The sequence below is a fragment of the Mycobacterium scrofulaceum genome (genome assembly GCF_001667885.1).
GTDB lineage: Bacteria > Actinomycetota > Actinomycetes > Mycobacteriales > Mycobacteriaceae > Mycobacterium > Mycobacterium scrofulaceum_C.
Window position 1 is genome coordinate 18,294 of sequence record NZ_LZJW01000084.1, and the last position, 22,539, is coordinate 40,832.

The window sequence follows — 22,539 nt, forward strand, 5'->3', positions numbered from 1 at the left end:
CCGCCGCTACTGGTCAGGAGTCGAGCGATCGGGTTCGGTGCGCGGCCCGAATCCCTTCGGCGATTCCAGCGCCGTGGCGTGCCGTCCCACGTGCGCCTCGGCGCGCAGCCGCTCCACCATGTGCGGGTAGTGCAGCTCGAAAGCCGGGCGCTCCGAACGGATTCGGGGCAGCTCGGTGAAGTTGTGCCGCGGCGGCGGGCAGCTGGTCGCCCACTCCAGGGAGTTGCCGTAACCCCAAGGGTCGTCGACGGTCACGACCTCGCCGTAGCGCCAGCTCTTGAACACGTTCCAGACGAACGGGAACATCGACGCGCCCAGGATGAACGCACCAACGGTCGAGGCGATGTTGTACGGCTGGAAGCCGTCCGAGGGCAGGTAGTCGGCGTAGCGGCGCGGCATGCCCATGTCACCCAGCCAGTGCTGCACCAGGAAGGTGGTGTGGAAGCCGATGAACGTCAACCAGAAGTGCAGCTTGCCCAGCCGCTCGTCGAGCAGCCGGCCGGTCATCTTGGGGAACCAGAAGTAGACACCGGCGAAGGTGGCGAACACGATCGTGCCGAACAGCACGTAGTGGAAGTGCGCGACCACAAAGTAGGTGTCGGTGACGTGGAAGTCCAGCGGCGGGCTGGCCAGCATCACGCCGGTCAGACCGCCCAGCAGGAAGGTCACCAGGAAGCCCACCGAGAACAGCATCGGTGTCTCGAAGGTGATCTGGCCCTTCCACATCGTGCCGATCCAGTTGAAGAACTTGATACCGGTCGGCACCGCGATCAGATACGTCATGAACGAAAAGAACGGCAGCAGAACGGCTCCGGTGGCGAACATGTGGTGCGCCCACACCGCGACGGAGAGCGCGGCGATGGACAGCGTCGCGTAAACCAAAGTGGTGTAACCGAAGACGGGCTTGCGGGAGAACACCGGGATGATCTCGGTGATGATCCCGAAGAACGGCAGCGCGATGATGTACACCTCGGGATGGCCGAAGAACCAGAACAGGTGCTGCCACAGCAGGACCCCGCCGTTTGCGGCGTCATAGACGTGCGCTCCTAGATGCCGATCGGCGGCCAGGCCGAACAGCGCGGCGGTCAGGATCGGGAACGCGATCAGGATCAGGATCGACGTCACCAGGATGTTCCAGGTGAAGATCGGCATCCGGAACATCGTCATGCCGGGCGCGCGCATGCACACCACGGTGGTGATCATGTTGACCGCACCCAGGATGGTGCCCAGACCGGCGACGATCAGGCCGGTGATCCACAGGTCCCCGCCGGCGCCCGGAGAGTGGACGGCGTCGGAGAGCGGCGTGTACGCCGTCCAGCCGAAGTCGGCCGCGCCACCGGGGACGATGAAGCCGGCCGACGCGGTCAGGCCGCCGAAGAGGAACAGCCAGAACGAGAACGCATTCAGTCGCGGGAACGCCACGTCGGGAGCGCCGATCTGCAGCGGCAGCACCAGGTTGGCGAACCCGAACACGACCGGCGTCGCGTACAGCAGCAGCATGATCGTGCCGTGCATGGTGAACAGCTGGTTGTACTGCTCGTTGGACAGGAATTGCAGTCCCGGCGCGGCCAGCTCGGTGCGCATCAGCAGGGCCATCAGTCCGCCGATGAAGAAGAAGACGAAGCAGGTGACCGTGTACATGATGCCGATCATCTTGTGATCGGTGGTCGTGATCAGTTTGTAGACGAGGTTCCCTTTGGGACCGGTCCGGTCCGGGTACGGGCGAACGGCCTCGAGTTCTCCCAAGGGGGGCGCTTCGGCTGTCAACAGCTTCTCCAAACAGTTAGGACAGGGGCCCAAAAAACAGAGCTGACACGAATCTTAACCGCCGATCATGGCGACGTCAGGGCTGGTCCTACAAACTGTCGTAAACGGCTCGGCGGTGCGGCGTGTCGTTTCGGCGTGCCGGACGCGGGGCGCGCGGGTGTTAGCGTCTGACGCGTGCTTTTCGGCATGATCAGAACCGCTTTCCTGCGCGCGGTCGCCGCGCTGGCGGCGGCCGTCGCCGTCACCTGCAGCGGCTGCGGATCCGGCAAGCCCGCCACCTCGGCGACGACCCCCGCCCTGGTCACCCCCACCACCCAGATCGCGGGCGCCGGGGTGCTCGGCAACGACCGGCGACCGGACGATTCGTGCGCGCGGGATGCCGCGGCGGCCGACCCAGGACCGAAGACGCGGCAGGCCCACAACGCGGCCGGCGTGACACCGGACGTCGTGGAGGTTCCCGCGGAGCCGCAGCGCATCGTGGTGCTGTCCGGCGACCAGCTCGACGCCCTGTGCGCCCTGGGCCTGCAGTCGCGGGTGGTGGCCGCCGCCCTGCCGGACGGATCCGCGAGCCAGCCCGCCTACCTGGGCAATGCCGTGCATCCGATCCCCGGCGTCGGCACCCGCAGCAACCCGGACCTCGCCGGGATCGCGGCGAAACACCCCGACCTCATCCTGGGGTCACAGGGGCTGACTCCCAAGCTGTATCCCCAGCTCGCCGGGATCGCGCCGACGGTGTTCACCGCGGCGCCCGGCGCCGCGTGGCAGGAGAACCTGCGCGGCGTGGGCGCCGCGACGTCGCGCGGCGCTGCGGCCGACGCGCTGCTCAATGGCTTTTCGCAGCGGGCGAGCGACATCGGCGCCCGGCATGACGCATCCCATTTCCAGGCGTCCATCGTGCAGCTGACCACCGATAAGATCCGCGTCTACGGCACCAACAACTTCCCGGCCAGCGTCCTGGGCGCGGTCGGGGTGGACCGGCCCGCGGCCCAGCGGTTCACCGACAAGCCCTACATCGAGATCGGCGCCACCGACGGCGACCTCGCCAAGAACCCGGACCTGTCCGCGGCCGACGCCGACGTCATCTACGTGTCGTGTGCGTCACCGGCGGCCGCCCAGCGCGCCGCCACCGTGCTGGACAGCAACCCCTGGCGCAAGCTTTCCGCCAACCACGACAACCGCGTCTACGTCGTCAACGACGAGGTCTGGCAGACCGGCGAGGGCCTGGTCGCCGCCCGGGGCATCGTCGACGACCTGCGGCTGGTGAACGCCCCGATCAACTAGCGGCCGCCCGCCAGGTGGCCGCAGAACATTACCTTAGCTAAACTTCTTCAGGACGCATCGACATCGAAGAGGGATATCAATGAGCACTGTTTCGGCCTATGCCGCCGCGTCGGCAACCGAACCGTTGACCAAGACCACCATTACCCGCCGCGACCCGGGCCCGCACGACGTCGCGATCGACATCAAATTCGCCGGCATCTGCCACTCGGACATCCACACCGTCAGGGGCGAGTGGGGCGAGCCGCACTACCCGCTGGTCGTCGGCCACGAGATCGCCGGCGTGGTGACCGCCGTCGGCCCCGAGGTCACCAAGCACAAGGTGGGCGACCGCGTCGGCGTGGGCTGCATGGTGGGCTCGTGCCGCGAATGCAGTAGCTGCCGGGCCGGGCTCGAGCAGTACTGCGAACGGGGCATGGTCGGCACCTACAACGCCATCGATCGGGACGGCACCGTGACGCAGGGCGGCTACAGCCAGGCGATCGTCGTCGACGAGAACTACGTCGTGCGCGTCCCCGACGCCCTGCCGCTGGACAAGGCGGCGCCGCTGCTGTGCGCCGGGATCACGCTGTTCTCGCCGCTGCGGCACTGGAAGGCCGGCGAGGGCACCCGCCTGGCGATCATCGGCCTGGGCGGGCTGGGCCACATGGGCGTCAAACTGGGTGCCGCGATGGGCGCCCACGTGACCGTGCTGTCGCAGTCGCTGAAGAAGATGGAGGACGGGCTGCGCCTGGGCGCCAGCGAGTATTACGCCACCTCCGACCGCGAGACGTTCCGCAAATTGCGCGGCAGCTTCGACCTGATCCTCAACACCGTCTCGGCCAACCTGAACTTGGCCGACTACCTGAAGCTGCTCAAAGTCGACGGCACGCTCGTCGAACTCGGCATCCCCGAGCACCCCATGGAGGTGCCGGCGTTCGCTCTCGCGTTGGCGCGCCGCAGCCTGTCCGGGTCGAACATCGGCGGGATCGCCGAAACCCAGGAGATGCTGGACTTCTGCGCCGAGCACGACGTGACGCCCGAAATCGAGCTGATCGAGCCGGATTACATCAACGAGGCCTACGAGCGCGTCCTGGCAAGCGACGTGCGCTACCGCTTCGTCATCGACATCTCGAAGCTATGACGCGACCTCGGACGGCGCGTCGGGTGCGCAGTCACGGGCGATGACCTCGGCCGCCTCGGCGTGCTCGTCGTCGGGGACGACCTCGCTGACGTCGATGCCGGCCAGCGGCCATCCGGCCGCGGCCAGCGTCGCGGCCACCCGGATGACGTTCTCCTTGCCGGCGTCGAACTGCGTCATGTCCGAGATGAATTCGGCGATCTCGTCGCGATCGATCGGGTGATCGATCGTCTCGGGTGACCCTTCCTTGGCGGTGATGTTGCGCACCACCTCCCGAATTTGGTCTTCGGTCAGCGGCGTGCTGCGGAGCAGGGCCATCAACGGCACGCGGTCCGGGCCGGGCACGCCGTTCGGGTAGCCGACCTGCAGCCACCGAATGACGGAACGGCAGAAGTGGTGGCGGTGATCCTTCTCAGCGGAGGCGGGTTTCGTCACCAGAACAGTGTCGGGCAGTGGCAGCACCCGCGCTAGCGAGCCGTCCCTGGATCCCCACTATTCACTGGCCGTTCATGGCCCGAACACCTGCGCGTCGGGCCCGGCGCTTGCGGTTAAAGACCACTTTGTCGTCGCCCCTCCCTACGATCGAGGCGTGCTCACCGCACTCGTCGTGATCCCGCTTGCCTGCGGACTGTTCGTCGGCGTCGCCGAACACAGCCCGGGAATGGGGTTTCAGGCGTTCTACCTGATGCTGCTGCTCGAGGTGCTGGTCGGCTGGTCGACCAAGCGCCGATGGCCGCGTGGCGGGCGCGCCGACGCCTCCATGCGGGCGATCGACGCCATGGATGGGGTCGAGTTCGAGGGCTATGTGGCCGCACGCCTGCGCCGGGCAGGCTGGCGGGTGACGTTCACCCCGCCGGTCGGCGACTATGGCGTCGACCTGATCGCCGAGCAGGACGGCCACTGCGTCGCGGTCCAGTGCAAGCGCTACGGCAAATCGGTGGGTGTCGCGGCCGTCCAGCAGGTGGTCTCCGGCGCACGCCACCACGGGTGCGCCAGGAGCATCGTGGTGAGTAATCAGGAATTCACCAGGGCCGCAAAGCTTTTGGCACACACCCACGGCTGCCAGTTGATCGGCCGCAAGGTCCTGCAGGCCTGGGTGCCGCCACCGGCGGGCAGCGCTAAGAGCTCGCCGGGAAGAAAATCCGCGCAGCCGGTGTCTGAATAGTAGATCGGGCCGGCCCCAGTCCCTCCCCCCCGACGGTGCGGCCGGCCCGATTCTCTTAATCGGGGACCTGACTCAAAGCCTGTAGGTGTGCCGATGCCCTTTCCGCGACGGCGGAGCCCAAGGCGAGTCGACCGTTTAAAGCTCGAGGTCAAGGTCAATCTTCTAGATCTGCAGGTTTCCTGATGGGAGGTCCTTCGATGAGCATGCTTATGCGCCGCATGGCGGGCGTCGTCATGATGGCAATAGCGCCCATGACCTACGTGGCAGCGGTGTCTGCGGGGACGGCTTCGGCTCAACCCCCCGATTGCGGCCCCGGCAACTGGTGGAACCCGGGAGCCAACGCCTGCCAACCATTAGGGACACCGCCACCCGATTGCGGCCCCGGCAACTGGTGGAACCCGGGAGCCAATGCCTGCCAACCGTTAGGGACACCGCCACCCGATTGCGGCCCCGGCAACTGGTGGAACCCGGGGACCAATGCCTGCCAGCCGTTGGGCACACCGCCCCCGGATTGCGGCCCCGGCAACTGGTGGGACCCCGGCGCTAATGTGTGCCGACCCGTCGCGCCACCTCCGCCGTCCTAAAGCCGGAGGCGACTGGGGGCCTTAGAAGTCCCAGTCCTCGTCTTCGGTGACGACGGCCTTGCCGATCACGTACGACGAGCCGGAGCCGGAGAAGAAGTCGTGGTTCTCATCGGCGTTGGGCGACAGCGCCGACAGGATCGCCGGGTTCACGTCGGTCTCGTCCCGCGGGAACAGCGCCTCGTAGCCCAGGTTCATCAGCGCCTTATTGGCGTTGTAGCGCAGGAACTTCTTGACGTCCTCGGTCAGCCCGACCTGGTCGTAGAGGTCCTGGGTGTACTCGACCTCGTTGTCGTAGAGCTCGAACAACAACTCGTAGGTGTAGTCCTTGAGCTCGGCGCGCTTGGCCTCGTCGACCAGCGCCAGCCCACGCTGGTACTTGTAGCCGATGTAGTAGCCGTGCACGGCCTCGTCGCGGATGATCAGCCGGATCATGTCGGCGGTGTTGGTCAGCTTGGCCCGGCTCGACCAGTACATCGGCAGATAAAAGCCGGAGTAGAACAGGAAGCTTTCCAGCAGCGTGGAGGCCACCTTGCGCTTGAGCGGCTCGTCTCCCTTGTAGTACTGCATGACGATCTCGGCCTTGCGCTGCAGGTTGGGGTTCTCCTCCGACCAGCGGAACGCGTCGTCGATCTCGGCGGTCGAGCACAGCGTAGAGAAGATGTTGCTGTAGCTGCGGGCGTGCACCGACTCCATGAAGGCGATGTTGGTGTAGACGGCCTCCTCGTGCGGGGTCAGCGCATCGGGGATGAGGCTCACCGCGCCGACGGTGCCCTGGATGGTGTCCAGCAGCGTCAGCCCGGTGAAGACCCGCATGGTCAACTGCTTCTCGCCGGCCGTCAGCGTCGCCCACGACGGCAGGTCGTTGGACACCGGCACCTTCTCCGGCAGCCAGAAGTTTCCGGTCAGCCGGTCCCACACCTCGGCGTCCTTCTCGTCCTGCAGCCGGTTCCAGTTGATCGCCGAAACGCGGTCAATCAGCTTCATGTTTTCGGTCACCAGAACCCCACTTCACACGCCGTTTTGCCTGAGGGACGTCAGGCTCCAAACACTACCCCTGGGGTACGACAACGCGGCGGAACACAAGAAGTTGTGTTTGCGTGTCGTGCCGGGATTCCGCGTTCGGGTCACTCCCCCAAGTATGACGCGATCGCCGCGGACGGAAGCTACCCGAGCGCCCGGCCTGGATGTACCATTTGGTACATGTTTACCGAAGACAGTATCGAGATCGACGCACCGCCGCAGCGGGTGTGGGAGGTCTTCAGCGACGTCCAGCGCTGGCCCGAGTGGACCGCCTCGGTGACGTCGCTGGTCGGCCGGGATGGGCCCGCGCTCGAGGTCGGCAGGCGGTTCGCGATCAAGCAGCCCGGTATGGCGAAGCTGGTCTGGAAGGTCACCGAGATCGAGCCCGGCTCGTCGTGGACGTGGGTCCAGCGCTCCCCCGGTGCGCTGGTGAGCGCCCGGCACGACGTCATCGCGCTGCCCGGCGGCCGCACGTTGGTGCGTCAGCAACTGGATCAGCGCGGTGTGTTCGGCGCGCTGGTCGGCCGGCTGATGGCCAACAAGACCAAGCGATTCCTCAAGCTCGAGGCTCAAGGACTCAAGGCCCGGTCTGAGCAACTCAGCCGTGCCGATGGCGCGCACTCCTGACTCCGAACGGCGCCGGCAGTTGCTCGACGCGCTCGTCGCCGAGTTCGCGGCGGGCGGTGTCGGCGACCGATCGCTGCGCGACGTGGCCGCCGCGGTGGGCACCAGCCACCGAATGCTGTTGCATCACTTCGGTTCTCGCGAGGATATGCTGCTGGCGGTCGTCGAGGAGGTGGAGCGCCGCCAGATGGGTGTCCTGGCCGACTTGCCCCGCACCCCGGCGGAGGGCTTCGCGGCGATGTGGGCCGACGTCCGGCGACCCGAGTTGCGTCAATGGGAGCGCCTCTTCTTCGAGTGCTACGCCCGCGCCGCGCAGGGCGAAAGACCTTTCGCCCGAATGGTTCCCGGCGCGGTCGACGGGTGGCTCGCGGAAATCGCTGCGCTGGACGGTGATTCGGACCCCGCGCTGGCCCGGCTCGGGCTCGCCGTCATCCGCGGCCTGCTGCTGGATCTCGCCGGCACCGACGACCAGGCCGGCGTGGACGCCGCCGCGCACGCCTTCACCGAACTCCTCAGGCGCGAAAGCTGATCCGCATCACTTCCCCTTGGGCAACAGCGCGATGATCGTGTCCACAAGCTCTTCGGCGTCGGTGTGCCACTTGTCCAAATCGAGGTGGCCGCTGAGGTCCAAGCCGGTGATGCCGTGGGCGGTGGTGAGCAGCAGCGCGCCGTAGAGCCGCGCCCGGCTGGGACCGGTGATGCGGCCCACGATGCCCAGGAACAGGTCCTGTGTCCGCTCGGCGGCCCGCACCGCCGCCTCGGGGGGCTCACCCGGGGGCGGGGTGAACATCAGTCGGTAGAGATGCGGCCGGTCGCGGCCGAGGGCGATCAGCGAGAGCAGACCGGAACGCAAGGTGACCTCGGGCGGGTCGTCGCTGGCGGCCAACACCTCGAGAGCATCGCCCAATTCGCTCAGCGCGTTCGTGGCGAGGACGGTGAGCAGCGATTGCTTGTCGGCGAAGTGGCGGTATGCGGCCGAGCGCGACACGCCGCTGCGGGCCCCCACCTCGCGCAGCGTCACGGCCTCGACTCCGCCGAGGTCGAGCAGCACCTCCGCGGCCTCGAGGAGCGAACGGCGAGTGGCCGCCGCACTCTCCGCACGTGTCGTCACCCGCCGAGCATATGACGGCGGTTGAGTTGACAACGTCAACCAAGCTGTTAGGTTGAGATGACAGCGTCAACTCAACCGTTCTGGAGACCGCCATGACTTCCCCGCATTCCACCGACCGCAACCAGCTGATCGTCGTGACCGGCGCATCGACCGGCATGGGCGCCGCAACCGCAAGGCTATTGGCCCGCAATGGTTTTCACGTTCTCGCCGGTGTGCGTCGCGACGTCGACGCCGACGCGCTGCGGGCCGACCGCATCGAACCGCACATCCTGGATATCACGGTCGAGTCGGACGTGGCCGCAATCGCCGAGCGCGTGGCGAACGATCCACTGCACCGTCCCCTGCGCGCGCTGGTCAACAACGCCGGGATAGCGATCAATGCGCCGGTGGAGACGTTGCCGGTGGCGCAGTGGCGCAAGCAGTTCGAGGTCAACCTGTTCGGACACATCGCGATGACTCAGGCGCTGCTGCCGGCGCTGTTGGCCGGCAAAGGCACCGTCGTGAACATCAGTTCCGTCGGCGGGAAGGTCGTCTTGCCGACCTACGGCGCATACGCCGGTTCGAAGTTCGCGCTCGAGGCGGTCAGCGATGCGCTGCGCCGCGAGGTCGGCGATCTCGGGCTGAAGGTCGTCGTCGTCGAACCCGGCGCGGTCAGAACCGAAATGGCCGAGCGGGGAATCGCCACCGCGCAGGCACTGATGGCCGACATGACCGCCGCCCAGCTCGAGCGCTACGACGCGCTCGCGGCAGCCGTCACCGCCCAGGCCCGATCGTTCGGCCAGGATGGCGTCTCCGCCGAACACGCCGCCAGGGTCATCGTCAAGGCGGCGACCACGCCCCGTCCCAGGACCCGATACACCATCGGTCGCGACGCCGCGATCCTCACGCGGGTCAGCCGGGTCGTCTCCGACCGGGTGCTGGATCGCATCGTGCGAATGAGCCTTCGCTCATTCGCGAAAGGCTCGCAGTCAAGCGAATGGCAAAGCGCCGCAACCGCATAGCGGCGGCTACGGCTCGCCGATCAGCCGGAGGTGTGGACGATCAGGACGTCGGTCTTGGCCCTGCGGGAGACTTCGGATGGGACCGATCCCAGTAACCGCCCGGCGACGCTGCTGAGCCCGACGTTGCCGACGACCAGAAGGTCGGCATTGACCTCCTCGGCGAGCTGCACCAGCGCGTTGATGGGCGGACCGACGATCGCCCTCTCCTCGACGTCCTTGGCCCCGGCCTGGTGCGCCCGCTCCCTGGCGTTCTGCAGGATCGCATAGACGGGGGCATGGCCCAACGTGCGGTAGTCCTGACCGTGGTCGCTCCCCGGCGGGATGGCGTAGCGGCCGCGTTCCTCGTGGACCGGGAGATGCGCCGTCGCAACGATCAGGGTCGCGCCGTGATCCGCGGCCGTGGCGGCGGCGCGTTCCACGGCACGGAGCGACGAGTCGGAGCCATCGGTGCCGACCACGACGATCTGATAAGCGCACATTGCCCATTCAGTGTAAGAGCTGCACCGCGGCTCACATCCCGAATGAACACAAACGACGAATCGGCCCGAGCGACCGACGCCTTCTCGCCGGCTCAGCCCTGCGCGGTCGCCGCGGCCACGCGCTTGGCGTCTGCCCCGTTGCCGAAGAACTCGTACTCCTCCGGCTTGACCGAGCGCGTCTCCCGCCAGTACTCCCAGGTGTAGCCACCCCACAGCACGGTGTTCTTGCCGTGCTCGTCGAGGTACCAACTGGCGCAGCCACCGCTGTTCCACACCGACGGCCCCAGCCTGCGCTGCAACTCGTCGTTGAAGGCGTCCTGGGCGGCGCGCGTGGGGGCGAGCGCCTGCACGCCCAGCTTGTCGCAGGTCTTGATCGCGCTGGCGACGTAGCGGATCTGGGACTCGATCATGAACACCACCGAGTTGTGTCCCAGGCCGGTGTTCGGTCCCAGCAGGAAGAACAGGTTGGGCATGTCGGCGACGGTGATGCCGCGGTGAGCCGCGATGCCCTCCCGGTTCCAGCGATCCACCAGGTCCTCGCCGTTGTGGCCCTTGATCTGAACGTAGGTGTAGGAGTCGGTGACGTGGAATCCGGTGCCGTAGACGATCACGTCGACTTCGCGCTCCGTGCCGTCGGCGGTGACGATTCCGGTGGGCGTGATCCGCGCGATGTGTTCGGTGATCAGCTGGGTCTTCGGGTCAGCGACCGCGCGATAGTACGTGGAGGAGTTCAGGATTCGCTTGCACCCGATCCGGTAGTTCGGGGTCAGCTTGCGACGCAACTCCCGGTCCTTCACCGAACGGCGGATGTTGTATTTGACGTAGGCCTCGATGAACTTCAGCGCGTTGGGGCGCTTGGTCATCCCGATGGCGAGTGCCTCTTGCCCCCAGTAGATCGCGACTCGCACGAGCGCCCGCAGGCCGGGGACGTTCGCCATGGCCCGGCGCAGCGCCACCGGAATCTCGGGGTTGGAGCGCGGCACCACCCACGGCGGGGTGCGCTGGTAGAGCTGAAGTTCGGCGACCTGCCCGACGATCTCCGGCACGATCTGGATCGCGCTGGCGCCGGTCCCGATCATCGCCACCCGCTTGCCGGTCAAATCGACGCCGTGATCCCACTCCGCGGAATGGAAAGCGGGACCGCGGAATTCGTCGCGGCCCTCGATGTCGGGCAGCGACGGGATGTGCAGCGCGCCCGCGCCCGAGATCAGGAACTGCCCGACGAATTCGCGGCCGTCCTCGGTGAAGACGTGCCAGCGCTGTTCGTCGTCGTCCCAGTGGGCTCGATCGACGTGCGAGTTGAACTTGATGTAGCGACGCAGCCCGTATTTCTCGGTGACTCCCTTGAGGTAGTCCCAGATCTCGGGCTGGTAGGAGAACGGGTTGCGCCAGTCGGGCTTGGGCTCGAACGAGAACGAGTACAGGTGCGAGGGGATATCGCAGGCGCAGCCGGGGTAACTGTTGTCACGCCAGGTGCCGCCGACGTCGTCGAACTTCTCCAGGATGACGAAGTCCACGCCCTGCTGCTGTAGGCGGATCGCCATCCCCAGGCCGGAGAACCCGGTCCCGATGATGATGGCGCGGGCGTGCACGGGCTGGTGTGCGGATGTCGGTTCGGCGCGTGTCACAACGTCGGTCACGGTGGATCGATCTTCCTGTTAGCTCTCCAGATACCCAGTACCCAGGGTATCGAATGGCACGAGTGTTGACGATCGCCGCAACGATGTCAACGTGCCGAAAGTCCTCAGCTCGCCGCGGGGTTGCTGGGCACCACGCTGTGCACCGGCTGGTCGGGGTCCATCGCGATGCCGAGCGCTTCGGCGGTACCGACGATGACCCCGACCATGATCGTCGTCAGATGGGCGACGAACTGGTCGCGCGGCATGCGGCGCGCGCTCTGCGGGTCAGGGCCCAGCCACCATTCGGTGGCCGAGGCGGCCGAACCGAAGGCGGCATGTGCGGCCAGCTCGAACGCCGCGTGGTCCAGCTCCATTTCGCGCAGCTCGTTGTCGAACAGGTCGGCCATCGCCAGCGTGATCCCGCGGCCCTCGTTGAGGATCTGGGGGCTGGCCGCCGAGCGGCCCTGGATGAAGACCCGCAGCACGTTGGGGTGCAGGTCGACCAGGTTGACGTACTCGTCGACGGCGCGCCGGATCACCTCGCGAGCCGAGTCGGTCTTCAGGTCGATCGCCGCGAAGATCGCCCCCCAGAGCATGTCGCGCAGCCGCTCCCCGATGGCCTGGAACAGATCCGACTTGTCGTGGAAATGCCGATAGATCTTCGGCTTGGCGGTGCCGGCCTCCTCGGCGATCTCCCGCACGCTTAGCTCGGGGCCCAGGCGGTCGATGGCGCGGAAGGCCGCGTCCACGATTTCGCCGCGCACCTTCTTGCGGTGTTCGCGCCAGCGTTCGCTGCGAGCGTCGACCTTCGCCCCAGGCGGCTTAACGCTGGGGTGCGGCGGTCGCGGAATTCTCACCACGTCATGCACCATACCCCTCCGGGTGCCTGCCGAGCCCCTGACCTGGGCAGACTAGGCACCCGGATCCCCGACGGCGCGGTCAGAGCATGCAGGACACGCAGCCCTCGACCTCGGTTCCCTCCAAAGCCATCTGCCGCAGCCGGATGTAGTACAGCGTCTTGATCCCCTTGCGCCAGGCGTAGATCTGCGCCTTGTTCACGTCGCGGGTGGTGGCGGTGTCCTTGAAGAACAGCGTCAGGCTCAGTCCCTGGTCGACGTGCTGGGTGGCGGCGGCGTAGGTGTCGATGACCTTCTCGTAGCCGATCTCGTAGGCGTCCTGGAAGTACTCCAGGTTGTCGTTGGTCATGTAGGGCGCCGGGTAGTAGACGCGGCCGATCTTGCCTTCCTTGCGGATCTCCACCTTGCTGGCGATCGGGTGGATCGAGCTGGTCGAGTGGTTGATGTAGGAGATCGAGCCCGTCGGCGGAACGGCCTGCAGGTTCTGGTTGTAGATGCCGTGCGCCTGCACCGACTCCTTCAGCCGCTTCCAGTCATCCTGAGTGGGGATGCGGATGTCCGCGTCGGCGAACAGCTGACGCACCTTGTCGGTCTGCGGCTCCCACACCTGCTCGGTGTACTTGTCGAAGAACTCGCCCGAGGCATACTTCGACTTCTCGAAACCGCCGAACGCCTGGCCCCGTTCGATGGCGATGCGGTTCGACGCCCGCAGCGCGTGGTAGAGCACCGTGTAGAAGTAGATATTGGTGAAGTCGATGCCCTCTTCGGAGCCGTAGAAAATGCGCTCCCGGGCGAGGTAGCCGTGCAGGTTCATCTGTCCCAGCCCGATCGCGTGAGACTCGTTGTTGCCCTGCTCGATTGACGGCACCGACGTGATGTGCGTCTGGTCGCTCACCGCGGTCAGCGCGCGGATCGCCACCTCGATCGTCTGGGCGAAGTCCGGCGAATCCATCGCCTTGGCGATGTTCAGCGAACCGAGGTTGCACGAAATGTCCTTGCCCACCTTGGAATACGACAGATCGTCGTTGAACTCCGACGGCGTGGACACCTGCAGGATCTCCGAGCACAGGTTCGAGTGGGTGATCTTGCCCTCGATCGGGTTCGCCCGGTTCACCGTGTCCTCGAACATGATGTAGGGGTAACCGGACTCGAACTGCAGCTCGGCCAGCGTCTGGAAGAACTCCCGCGCCTTGATCTTCGTCTTGCGGATGCGCGCGTCGTCGACCATCTCGTAGTACTTCTCGGTCACCGAGATATCAGCGAACGGCACGCCGTAGACCCGCTCGACGTCGTACGGCGAGAACAGGTACATGTCCTCGTTCTTCTTGGCCAGCTCGAAGGTGATGTCGGGGATCACCACGCCCAGGCTCAGCGTCTTGATCCGGATCTTCTCGTCGGCGTTCTCCCGCTTGGTGTCCAGGAAGCGGTAGATGTCGGGGTGGTGCGCGTGCAGGTACACCGCGCCGGCGCCCTGGCGAGCGCCCAGCTGGTTGGCGTAGGAGAACGAGTCCTCGAGCAGCTTCATGATCGGGATGACGCCCGAGGACTGGTTCTCGATGTTCTTGATCGGCGCACCGTGCTCGCGAATGTTGGTCAGCAGCAACGCAACCCCGCCGCCGCGCTTGGACAGCTGCAGCGCGGAGTTGATCGATCGCCCGATCGACTCCATGTTGTCCTCGATGCGCAGCAGAAAGCAGCTCACCGGCTCGCCGCGCTGCTTCTTGCCCGAGTTCAGGAACGTCGGGGTGGCCGGCTGGAACCGGCCGTCGATGATCTCGTCCACCAGCTTCTCGGCCAGGGCGGTGTCACCGGCCGCAAGGGTGAGCGAGACCATGACGACGCGGTCCTCGAAGCGCTCCAGATAGCGCTTCCCGTCGAACGTCTTCAGCGTGTAGGAGGTGTAGTACTTGAACGCGCCCAAAAACGTCGGGAACCGGAACTTCTTGGCGTAGGCGCGGTCCAGTAGCGACTTGACGAAGTTGCGCGAGTACTGGTCGAGAACCTCACGCTCGTAATAGTTCTCGCGGATCAGGTAGTCGAGCTTCTCGTCCTGATTGTGGAAGAAGACGGTGTTCTGGTTGACGTGCTGCAAGAAATACTCGCGCGCCGCCAACACGTCCTTGTCGAACTGAATCTTGCCGTCCGCGTCGTACAGATTCAGCATCGCGTTCAGCGCGTGGTAGTCCGTCTCCCCGGGCAACGCGTGCGCGCCGGACGTTACAGGCTCTGCAGTGACGGTTGGTGGCACGTCTGTTCCTTCCAGAATTCTTCCAAGCCCGCGCGGACGGCTTCCACGTCGTCCGGGGTTCCCATCAGTTCGAAGCGGTAAAGGTACGGAACGCCGCATTTGCGCGAGATCACGTTGCCCGCATAAGCGAATTCGGCGCCGAAGTTGTTGTTGCCCGCGGCGATGACACCGCGGATCAACGACCGGTTGTGTTCGTTGTTCAAGAAAGCGATGACCTGCTTGGGGACGTAGCCCCCGGCATTGAGGTCCGGGGTGGCCCGGCCGCCGCCGTACGTGGGCACGATCAGCACGTACGGCTCGTCGACCTCGATGCGCCCGTGCAGCGGTATCCGCGTGGCGGGAACACCCAGCTTCTCCACGAAGCGATGGGTGTTCTCCGACACCGAGGAGAAATAGACCAGGTTGCGCGAGTGCACCGCAACCTCCTTCTTTGCCTAACGTCCGTCGCTAACTGCTCAAGCGCTGAGCGCCGATTCCGCGAGCGCCTTGATGCGGTCCGGCCGGAAGCCCGACCAGTGGTCGTTGCCCGCCACCACCACGGGGGCCTGCAGGTAACCCAACGCCATCACGTAGTCGCGCGCCTCGTTGTCGAGCGTGATGTCGACCTTCTCGTAGCCGACGCCCTGCTTGTCGAGGGCCTTGAACGTGGCGCTGCACTGCACGCATGCCGGCTTGGTGTACACGGTGATGCTCATGGAAGCCGCTCCTTTGCGGAAGGTGGGACTGGTAACGGACTGGCAACTACTCGGGTACTGCAACAAATGCTTTCTGCGCTGTGTTTCAGCGGCCCGTCAAGCACCCACGTTCCCGTCCTGCGGCCGTCGGGGTCGATGACCTGGTGAGCCGATTTCGGGTGGTGAACCAAGCCCCGGTCGGCCTGGTGAACCTGGGATCTGCCGGTGCTCGAAACACTACACCTAGTGGCTGACAAGATGTCGAGATACAACATGTTCGGAATAACAATTCTGAAATTCGCTGGTCGTAAGGCCTCCGCGGCGGACACGCCCGGCGTGTCGCAGGTCACATTCTGCGTCGTAGGCGTACATGCTGACCGTTGTATCACCGGCCACCGACAAACCCGGCCGACGCGCTTCGATGCCGCCCCGATCGGCGCCGCCTACCCCACCACTAGCAAAGCCGCCAGCGAGGGCTGGCGGCTTTGGCTATGCGGTTGCGGCAACCTGGCTGGTCGCCCGGCGGTCGGCTTGTCGACTTCTGCCAATCAGGCGACTTCGGCGGCCAACTTCCCGAGGGCATCGCGCACGTTGCCCGAGAGCTCGCCGTGTTCCGCGGGGGCCTTGCCCTCCAGGGTTTTGAACGGCACCGAGAGCTTGATCGACTCGACGACGCGGGCGCCGGCGATCCCGAACGACTTACGGGTTTCGTCGTGGGCCCATACCCCGCCGTATTGGCCGAAGGACCCACCGATCACCGCCAGCGGCTTGCCCTTCAGCGCGCCGTTGCCGAACGGGCGGGACAGCCAGTCGATCGCGTTCTTGATGACGGCTGGGATGCTGCCGTTGTATTCCGGCGTGACCACCAGGGCGGCGTCGGCGCCGGCCGCCGCGGACCGCAGCGCGACCACCGGGGCCAGCGGCGGAGCGTCGGCGTTCATCGCGTCGTCGATCTCCTCGTTGTAGAACGGCAGGTCCGCCAGCCCGTCGAACACCGTCACGGTGACGCCGTCGGGGGCGATGTCGGCCGCCAGTTCGGCGATCTGCCGGTTGATCGACGCCGTGCGCAGGCTCCCCACTAACGCCAAGACCTTGATGTTGTCTGCCACCGTTCCGTTTCCCTTCAGTCGTTGGACTCCATCCTCGCACACACAACCGGACTACAGTCCGGTTGTATTCCCGCCGCGTTAAAGTACAGGAATGAGCAGTGCCGAGCGGTCGGGTGAATTGCCCGTCTACCCACTCCAAGCGGCCCAGCCGGAGCGGGGCGACGCGGCGCGCAACCGTGCCCTCCTGCTGGATGCCGCCCGCCGCCTAATCGCCGAGCGCGGCGCGGACGCGGTCACCATGGACGACGTCGCGGCCGCCGCCGGGGTCGGCAAGGGCACACTGTTTCGCCGGTTCGGTAGCCGCGCCGGCCTGATGATGGTGCTGCTCGACGAGGACGAGCAGGCCAGCCAGCAGGCCTTCCTGTTCGGGCCGCCGCCACTGGGACCCGACGCCCCGCCGATCGACCGGCTGGTGGCGTTCGGCCGGGAACGCATCTGCTTCGCCCACACCCATCATGAGCTGCTGTCGGAGGCCCACCGCGATCCGCAGACCCGCTACAGCGCGCCCGTCCTGGTGCACCACACCCACATCCGGGTATTGCTCCAGGCGGCGCAGACCACCGGCGACCTCGACGCTCAAACCGACGCCCTGCTGGCCCTCCTCCAGGTGAACTATGTCGAGCACCAGCTCAACGAACGCGGCCACACCCTGCAGACGTTGGGTGACGCATGGGAAAGCTTGGCGCGCAAGCTTTGTGGGCGATAGCGGAATGACCGCGCCGGCACCGCTGTGGGTCCTGCACGTCGACCTCGATCAGTTCCTGGCGTCGGTCGAGTTGCGCCGTCATCCCGAGCTAATTGGGCGGCCGGTCATCGTCGGCGGCAGCGGCGATCCGACCGAACCGCGCAAGGTGGTCACCTGCGCGTCCTACGAGGCCCGGGAATTCGGCGTTCGGGCCGGCATGCCGCTGCGGGCCGCCGCCCGCCGCTGCCCCGAGGCGACCTTCCTGCCGTCGGATGCCGCCGCCTACGACGCGGCCTCCGAACAGGTGATGGGGGTGCTGCGCGACCTGGGACACCCGGTCGAGGTGTGGGGTTGGGACGAGGCATACGTCGGGGTCGCGGGGGCGGACCCGACCGACGTGGCCGAAGAGATCCGGACGGTCATCACGTCGGAAACCGGGCTGTCCTGTTCGGTGGGCATCAGCGACAACAAACAGCGCGCCAAGGTCGCGACCGGCTTCGCCAAACCGGCGGGCATCTTCACGCTCACCGACGCGAACTGGATGACCCTGATGGCGGACCGTCCGGTCGACGCGCTGTGGGGCGTGGGTCCCAAGACGGCGAAAAAGCTTGCGGCGCTGGAGATAACGACGGTGTGGGAACTCGCGAACAGCGATGCCGAATTGCTGACCTCGGCGTTCGGCCCGCGCACGGGTTTGTGGCTGCTGCTGCTGGCCAAGGGCGGCGGTGACGCGCGAGTCAGCGCCGAGCCGTGGATCCCGCGCTCGCGCAGCCACGTCGTCACCTTCCCGCGCGACCTCACCGACCGTGCCGAAATGGATTCGGCCATAACACAATTGGCCGACCAAGCGCTGGCGGATGTGCTGGCGTCGGGCCGCATCGTGACCCGGGTCGCGGTCACGGTGCGAACCGCGACGTTCTACACCCGCACCAAAATACGCAAACTCGAGGCCCCCACCACCGACCGGGACACCATCGTCGCCGCGGCGCTGCGCGTGCTGCACCTATTCGAGCTCAACCGCCCGGTCCGGCTGCTCGGGGTGCGCCTCGAACTGGCCATGGGCGACTAACGGTGCCGGGGAGGGCCGCAGCGCCCGGGTGAACACGATGTTGACCTGACGCATCGCCACGCTGTAGGGCCACCAGGCCAGCCGCTTGAACGCATACAGCGCCCGGATGTCCGGCGACGTGTAAATGAGGTAGCGGTTCTTGGCCACCCCGGCCAGGATCTTCTGGGCCGCCTTCTCCGGCGACACGGCGTGCCCGCTGAAGCGGTTCACCCAGCGGGCGACCTTCGGGTCTTCGCGGTTCACGCCGGCGATCTCGACGGTTTGAACCAGCGGGGTGTTGACCGCGCCCGGAACCACCACCGACACCCCGATGCGGTGCCGGGCCAGGTCGAAGCGCAGCACCTCCGACAGGCCGCGCAGCCCGTATTTGCTTGCGCTGTAAGCCGCATGCCATGGCAACGCCACCAATCCGGCCGCCGACGACACATTGACCAGGTGCCCGCCGTTGCGGGCCGCCACCATCGGCGGGACGAAGGTCTCGATGACGTGGATCGGACCCATCAGATTGATCGCGATCATCTTGCTCCACTGATCGTGGGTCAGCCGGTCGACGGTGCCCCAGGCGGACACTCCGGCGACGTTGAGCACGACGTCCATGCTCGGGTGGTCGCGATGGATGTCGGCGGCGAACGCCGCCACCTGGTCGTAGTTCGCGATGTCGAGGGCGCGGTGCGCGGGCACTTCCGCACCGAGGGCGCGGGCGTCGGCCACGGTCAGCTCCAACCCGTCGCGGTCCCGGTCGGTCAGATAGAGCTCGGCGCCGTCGGCGGCCAGCCGCAACGCGGTTGCGCGGCCGATGCCGCTGGCCGCGCCGGTGACCAGACACCGTTTGCCTGCGAAGTACCCCTGCTGCCCCATTGCCGTGACGATACCGGCGGTAGCGCCCTACGGACGCCCGCCCCAGAGCGCGTGCAGCCACAACCGCTCGAGGACGCGCACGCGGCGGTCGAGATCGCTGTCGCGGCCGGCCAGGATGGGATCACCGGTCAGCATCAGCGCGGTGGTACCGGCGAGGGTGCGGATCAGGGTGGGCAGGTCGTCGCTGATCGGGTGAGCGGTCCCCGCCTTCATCTCGGCCTCCACGATCGCGACGATCTGGGCCAGCACCACCTCGAATTGCCGGTCCATCAGGTTGCGGATCTCGACGTCGGTGTTGCGGGCCTCGTTGCAGGCGGTCATCACCGGGTCGTTGTGCGCGTAGACGGCCGCCGCGCTGCCGACCATGCGTTTGGCGAACTGCTCAGGGGACTCCCCCGGCTCGCGCGGGGCGAAATCCTGGGTGAGCTCTTCGAGTTCCTCGGCGGCCTCGGCCATCAACTGGGCGAGAACGGCGTACTTGGAATCGAAATAGAAGTAGAAGCCGGACCGGGCCACCCCCGCCCGCACGCTGATGGTGCTGACCGACAGCTCCGCGAATGGCTTCTCCTGCAGCAGTTCCCGCACCGCATGCAGGATCGCCTGGCGCTGTTTGTCGCCGCGCCGTTGCCCGCCCGGCTCCGGGGTGGCGGGGTGGCTGCTCATTCCCCGACCTTGCACCACGCCGCTGAAAAAGCAAACTTGACAGCCGTCAAGTTTTTCCCGAAGGTTATTAGACAGTGACGGCTGTCACCTCGGAGGGAACGCGAAGGAGCGTCTATGACCGCCACCATCAGTACGCCGCAATACCTGTTGGACCAGGCGCGGCGCCGGTTCACCCCGACGCTGAACACGATCCCGGGGATGGGTGCGGTGGAAAAGCGCCTGCTCGCCCACGACTTCGAAACCAAGGTGCTGGCCGAACCGCCCGCCGGCAGCGGCCTCAAGCCCGTGGTCGGCGACGCGGGCCTCCCGATCCTTGGCCACATCATCGAGATGTTCCGGGGCGGCCCGGACTACGCGTTGCACCTGTATCGCACCCGCGGCCCCCTGCACTACCTCGACTCGCCGATCATGCCCGCGGTCACCGCGCTCGGCCCCGACGCCACGCAGGCCGTGTTCTCGAACAAGAACAAGGACTTCTCGCAGAAGGGCTGGCACCCGGTGATCGGGCCCTTCTTCAACCGGGGCCTGATGATGCTGGACTTCGACGAGCACATGTACCACCGCCGCATCATGCAGGAAGCCTTCACCCGCACCCGCCTGACCGGCTACGTCGAGCACATCGACCGAGTGGCGAGCGACATCGTCGCCAACTGGCCGACGAACGACGCCCGATTCCTGTTCCACCCAGCGATGAAGGAACTCACCCTGGACATCGCCTCCTTGGTGTTCATGGGGCACGAGCCGGGCACCGACCACGAGCTGGTGACCAAGGTCAATCAGGCGTTCACGATCACCACGCGCGCGGGCGGCGCGATCATCCGGCAGCCCATTCCGCCGTTCAAGTGGTGGCGCGGGCTGCGGGCCCGCAAGCTGCTCGAGGACTATTTCATCGAGCGGGTTCAAGAACGCCGCCACGCGACCGGGACCGACATGCTCACGGTGCTCTGCCACACCGAAGACGACGACGGCAACAGCTTCACCGACGCCGACATCGTCAACCACATGATCTTTTTGATGATGGCCGCGCACGACACGTCGACGTCGACGACCACCACGATGGTCTACAACATGGCCGCCAACCCGGAGTGGCAGGAGCGGGCGCGCGAAGAGTCGGCGCGGCTGGGCGACGGCCCGCTGGACATCGAAGCGCTGGAGAAGCTGGAAACGCTCGAACTGATCATGAACGAGTCGCTGCGCATGGTCACGCCGTTGCCGTTCAACATGCGGCAGGCCGTTCGCGACACCGAGCTGCTCGGTCACTACATCCCGGCCGGGACCAACATCACCATCTGGCCTGGCATGAACCACAGGCTGCCCGAATTGTGGACGGACCCAGACAAATTCGACCCCGAGCGCTTCGCCGAGCCCCGCTCCGAGCACAAGAAGCATCGATACGCCTTCGCGCCGTTCGGCGGCGGGGCGCACAAGTGCATCGGCATGGTGTTCGGTCAGCTGGAGGTCAAGACCGTCGTGCACCGGTTGCTACGCCGCTACCGGTTGGAGCTGGCGCGGCCGGGCTATCAGCCGCACTGGGACTACGGCGGCATGCCCATCCCGATGGACGGCATGCCGATCGTCCTGCGCCCGCTGTAGGGCTCAGGCGAGCAGTCGGTTGGCGCAGGCGATCACCGCGCGCAACGCCGATTGCGTCGAATCGTCCGACCAGCCCATCCCCCATTCCGCGCGGGCCCCGTTGCTGCCGCAGACGAACGTGAGGGTGCACCCTCCGGATTGCACCTGATGGAACTTGACGATCTCCACCGGCATTCCGCGCTCGTGCAGCATCGCGCTGAGCGCCGCGATCGGGCCGGTCGCGGCGGCGGTCGAGGTGCTGATGCGGTCGCCGACGGCGATGACGGCTTCGAAGTTGCGGGCCTGCGGCCCCGGCCGCCGGGCGGTGTCCATGCAGGCCCAGCTGCCCAGCCGGACGGGCCCGCCCGCGTGGGCGTAAGTCGTGACGAAATCTTCCCAGCACATCGCGCCCGCCTGTTCCCGCAGCCCGCGGGGCAGTGGGGCGCCGAACTGCCGGGTGAACCACGCCGTGGCGGGGCACGGGCCGGTCTGGTTGGTGGACGGATCGAGCCGCTCGGGAATGGTCATGGTGCCGGTCTTCTTCGGTCGAAAGGAGTGACCGACGGCAGTAGCTTCCGACCCACAGCGGGGGGTCGGTCTAGGTCAGACCCCGCTGCGGGTGCTAGCTACTACGGCTCGATCGAGAAGACGCACGAGCGCAGACTCTAGCCCCATAGGGCGCTGACGTGCAAGTTCCGCCCTGCGGCATAACGGGGCGATCCGTCGCGAAATTGATCGGAAATTTTGGTTTACGTGTGTGCAACAGGGGGTATGAGGCGAGGGCAACAGTCGTTCAACGGCTGTGCAACAACCCCTCGAAGGAATGATGAAAGAAGGCTCATCATGAAGGCAAAAAGCACCATGAAAACCCTTAAATCGGTCGCGGCGGCCACCGGGGTGGCCGCGGTGTTGTTACTACCGACCGGATGCGCTTCGGCAGCGGCCGGCAGCGGCGGCCTTATCGGTGGGGCCACCGGTGGCGGTGTCGGCGGCATTGTGGGCGGCATTACCGGCGCCCTAGGCCTTTAGCTGATTT

At 66.4% G+C, this 22,539-nt stretch carries 24 protein-coding genes; 10 read left to right on the forward strand and 14 right to left on the reverse strand.

Translation table 11 applies throughout. The features are described from left to right. Positions 1 to 6: 6 nt before the first annotated feature. Positions 7 to 1,767: a cytochrome c oxidase subunit I gene (gene ctaD, locus A5681_RS12670; protein WP_067274769.1), complete on the reverse strand. Its 1,761-nt coding sequence runs from the start codon at positions 1,765 to 1,767 to the stop codon at positions 7 to 9. Positions 1,768 to 1,953: 186 nt separating this feature from the next. On the opposite strand from ctaD, the gene A5681_RS12675 reads away from it, so the two are divergent. Both A5681_RS12675 and A5681_RS12680 read left to right on the forward strand, forming a co-directional pair. Beyond that, positions 1,954 to 3,048 (forward strand): iron-siderophore ABC transporter substrate-binding protein, encoded by a 1,095-nt coding sequence (locus A5681_RS12675; protein ID WP_419866321.1) that lies wholly within the window; start codon positions 1,954 to 1,956, stop codon positions 3,046 to 3,048. A 79-nt stretch (positions 3,049 to 3,127) separates the two neighbouring features. After that, complete coding sequence (locus tag A5681_RS12680; RefSeq protein WP_067274675.1) at positions 3,128 to 4,168, forward strand: NAD(P)-dependent alcohol dehydrogenase; 1,041 nt, start codon at positions 3,128 to 3,130, stop codon at positions 4,166 to 4,168. Here A5681_RS12680 and A5681_RS12685 read toward each other — a convergent pair. Continuing rightward, positions 4,163 to 4,600, reverse strand: a complete 438-nt coding sequence (locus tag A5681_RS12685; RefSeq protein WP_067274772.1) for a DUF3349 domain-containing protein — start codon at positions 4,598 to 4,600, stop codon at positions 4,163 to 4,165. The two genes, A5681_RS12680 and A5681_RS12685, sit on opposite strands and share 6 nt — an antisense overlap. 154 nt (positions 4,601 to 4,754) lie before the next feature. Between A5681_RS12685 and A5681_RS12690 the strand changes: the two genes are divergently transcribed. Continuing rightward, entirely contained in the window at positions 4,755 to 5,330 is a 576-nt protein-coding gene (locus A5681_RS12690; protein ID WP_067274677.1) for a restriction endonuclease, read from the forward strand. 605 nt (positions 5,331 to 5,935) lie between these two features. Here A5681_RS12690 and nrdF read toward each other — a convergent pair. Then, entirely contained in the window at positions 5,936 to 6,910 is a 975-nt protein-coding gene (gene nrdF / locus A5681_RS12695; RefSeq protein ID WP_197498588.1) for a class 1b ribonucleoside-diphosphate reductase subunit beta, read from the reverse strand. 204 nt (positions 6,911 to 7,114) lie between these two features. On the opposite strand from nrdF, the gene A5681_RS12700 reads away from it, so the two are divergent. Together A5681_RS12700 and A5681_RS12705 are read left to right on the forward strand one after the other, a co-directional pair. Continuing rightward, entirely contained in the window at positions 7,115 to 7,561 is a 447-nt protein-coding gene (locus tag A5681_RS12700) for an SRPBCC family protein (protein WP_067274680.1), read from the forward strand. Beyond that, positions 7,545 to 8,087 (forward strand): TetR/AcrR family transcriptional regulator, encoded by a 543-nt coding sequence (locus A5681_RS12705; protein ID WP_067274683.1) that lies wholly within the window; start codon positions 7,545 to 7,547, stop codon positions 8,085 to 8,087. Before A5681_RS12700 ends, A5681_RS12705 begins: the two co-directional genes overlap by 17 nt. A gap of 6 nt (positions 8,088 to 8,093) precedes the next feature. On the opposite strand, the gene A5681_RS12710 is transcribed toward A5681_RS12705, so the two are convergent. Further along, positions 8,094 to 8,669, reverse strand: a complete 576-nt coding sequence (locus A5681_RS12710) for a TetR/AcrR family transcriptional regulator (protein WP_067274686.1) — start codon at positions 8,667 to 8,669, stop codon at positions 8,094 to 8,096. A gap of 92 nt (positions 8,670 to 8,761) precedes the next feature. On the opposite strand from A5681_RS12710, the gene A5681_RS12715 reads away from it, so the two are divergent. Next, positions 8,762 to 9,670 carry an SDR family oxidoreductase gene (locus tag A5681_RS12715; RefSeq protein ID WP_067274689.1) on the forward strand — a complete coding sequence of 303 codons (909 nt, stop codon included), beginning with the start codon at positions 8,762 to 8,764 and terminating at the stop codon, positions 9,668 to 9,670. Between the two features lie 20 nt (positions 9,671 to 9,690). Here A5681_RS12715 and A5681_RS12720 read toward each other — a convergent pair whose 3' ends face one another. The 7 genes from A5681_RS12720 to A5681_RS12750 all read right to left on the reverse strand — a co-directional run bounded on the left by A5681_RS12720 (position 9,691) and on the right by A5681_RS12750 (position 16,656). Continuing rightward, entirely contained in the window at positions 9,691 to 10,149 is a 459-nt protein-coding gene (locus A5681_RS12720; RefSeq protein ID WP_067274691.1) for a universal stress protein, read from the reverse strand. A gap of 92 nt (positions 10,150 to 10,241) precedes the next feature. Continuing rightward, complete coding sequence (locus A5681_RS12725; RefSeq protein WP_067274693.1) at positions 10,242 to 11,789, reverse strand: flavin-containing monooxygenase; 1,548 nt, start codon at positions 11,787 to 11,789, stop codon at positions 10,242 to 10,244. Between the two features lie 104 nt (positions 11,790 to 11,893). Beyond that, entirely contained in the window at positions 11,894 to 12,628 is a 735-nt protein-coding gene (locus A5681_RS12730) for a TetR/AcrR family transcriptional regulator (RefSeq protein WP_156737955.1), read from the reverse strand. A gap of 79 nt (positions 12,629 to 12,707) precedes the next feature. Further along, complete coding sequence (gene nrdE, locus A5681_RS12735) at positions 12,708 to 14,873, reverse strand: class 1b ribonucleoside-diphosphate reductase subunit alpha (protein ID WP_067274696.1); 2,166 nt, start codon at positions 14,871 to 14,873, stop codon at positions 12,708 to 12,710. Next, on the reverse strand, positions 14,843 to 15,289 hold the full coding sequence (gene nrdI, locus A5681_RS12740) for a class Ib ribonucleoside-diphosphate reductase assembly flavoprotein NrdI (RefSeq protein WP_067274699.1): 447 nt from the start codon (positions 15,287 to 15,289) through the stop codon (positions 14,843 to 14,845). Before nrdI ends, nrdE begins: the two co-directional genes overlap by 31 nt. A 39-nt stretch (positions 15,290 to 15,328) precedes the next feature. Next, a complete protein-coding gene (locus A5681_RS12745) occupies positions 15,329 to 15,568 on the reverse strand; it encodes a redoxin NrdH (RefSeq protein WP_067274703.1) in 240 nt (79 codons plus the stop codon). Positions 15,569 to 16,095: 527 nt separating this feature from the next. Further along, positions 16,096 to 16,656: an NAD(P)H-dependent oxidoreductase gene (locus A5681_RS12750; protein WP_197498589.1), complete on the reverse strand. Its 561-nt coding sequence runs from the start codon at positions 16,654 to 16,656 to the stop codon at positions 16,096 to 16,098. A 91-nt stretch (positions 16,657 to 16,747) separates the two neighbouring features. On the opposite strand from A5681_RS12750, the gene A5681_RS12755 reads away from it, so the two are divergent. Both A5681_RS12755 and A5681_RS12760 read left to right on the forward strand, forming a co-directional pair. Further along, entirely contained in the window at positions 16,748 to 17,362 is a 615-nt protein-coding gene (locus A5681_RS12755; protein WP_067274707.1) for a TetR/AcrR family transcriptional regulator, read from the forward strand. Between the two features lie 4 nt (positions 17,363 to 17,366). Further along, positions 17,367 to 18,410 carry a DNA polymerase IV gene (locus A5681_RS12760; RefSeq protein ID WP_067274710.1) on the forward strand — a complete coding sequence of 348 codons (1,044 nt, stop codon included), beginning with the start codon at positions 17,367 to 17,369 and terminating at the stop codon, positions 18,408 to 18,410. On the opposite strand, the gene A5681_RS12765 is transcribed toward A5681_RS12760, so the two are convergent. Continuing rightward, positions 18,345 to 19,268: an SDR family oxidoreductase gene (locus A5681_RS12765; protein WP_067274713.1), complete on the reverse strand. Its 924-nt coding sequence runs from the start codon at positions 19,266 to 19,268 to the stop codon at positions 18,345 to 18,347. The two genes, A5681_RS12760 and A5681_RS12765, sit on opposite strands and share 66 nt — an antisense overlap. A gap of 27 nt (positions 19,269 to 19,295) precedes the next feature. Continuing rightward, positions 19,296 to 19,931: a TetR/AcrR family transcriptional regulator gene (locus A5681_RS12770; RefSeq protein ID WP_067274716.1), complete on the reverse strand. Its 636-nt coding sequence runs from the start codon at positions 19,929 to 19,931 to the stop codon at positions 19,296 to 19,298. Positions 19,932 to 20,045: 114 nt separating this feature from the next. Between A5681_RS12770 and A5681_RS12775 the strand changes: the two genes are divergently transcribed. Beyond that, positions 20,046 to 21,524 carry a cytochrome P450 gene (locus A5681_RS12775; protein ID WP_067274718.1) on the forward strand — a complete coding sequence of 493 codons (1,479 nt, stop codon included), beginning with the start codon at positions 20,046 to 20,048 and terminating at the stop codon, positions 21,522 to 21,524. A gap of 3 nt (positions 21,525 to 21,527) precedes the next feature. On the opposite strand, the gene A5681_RS12780 is transcribed toward A5681_RS12775, so the two are convergent. Beyond that, the gene (locus A5681_RS12780) at positions 21,528 to 22,031 is read right to left on the reverse strand and encodes a homocitrate synthase (protein ID WP_067274721.1); all 504 of its coding nucleotides are present in this window, start codon (positions 22,029 to 22,031) and stop codon (positions 21,528 to 21,530) included. 315 nt (positions 22,032 to 22,346) lie between these two features. On the opposite strand from A5681_RS12780, the gene A5681_RS26525 reads away from it, so the two are divergent. Next, the gene (locus A5681_RS26525; protein WP_082968337.1) at positions 22,347 to 22,532 is read left to right on the forward strand and encodes a hypothetical protein; all 186 of its coding nucleotides are present in this window, start codon (positions 22,347 to 22,349) and stop codon (positions 22,530 to 22,532) included. Positions 22,533 to 22,539 lie beyond the last annotated feature (7 nt).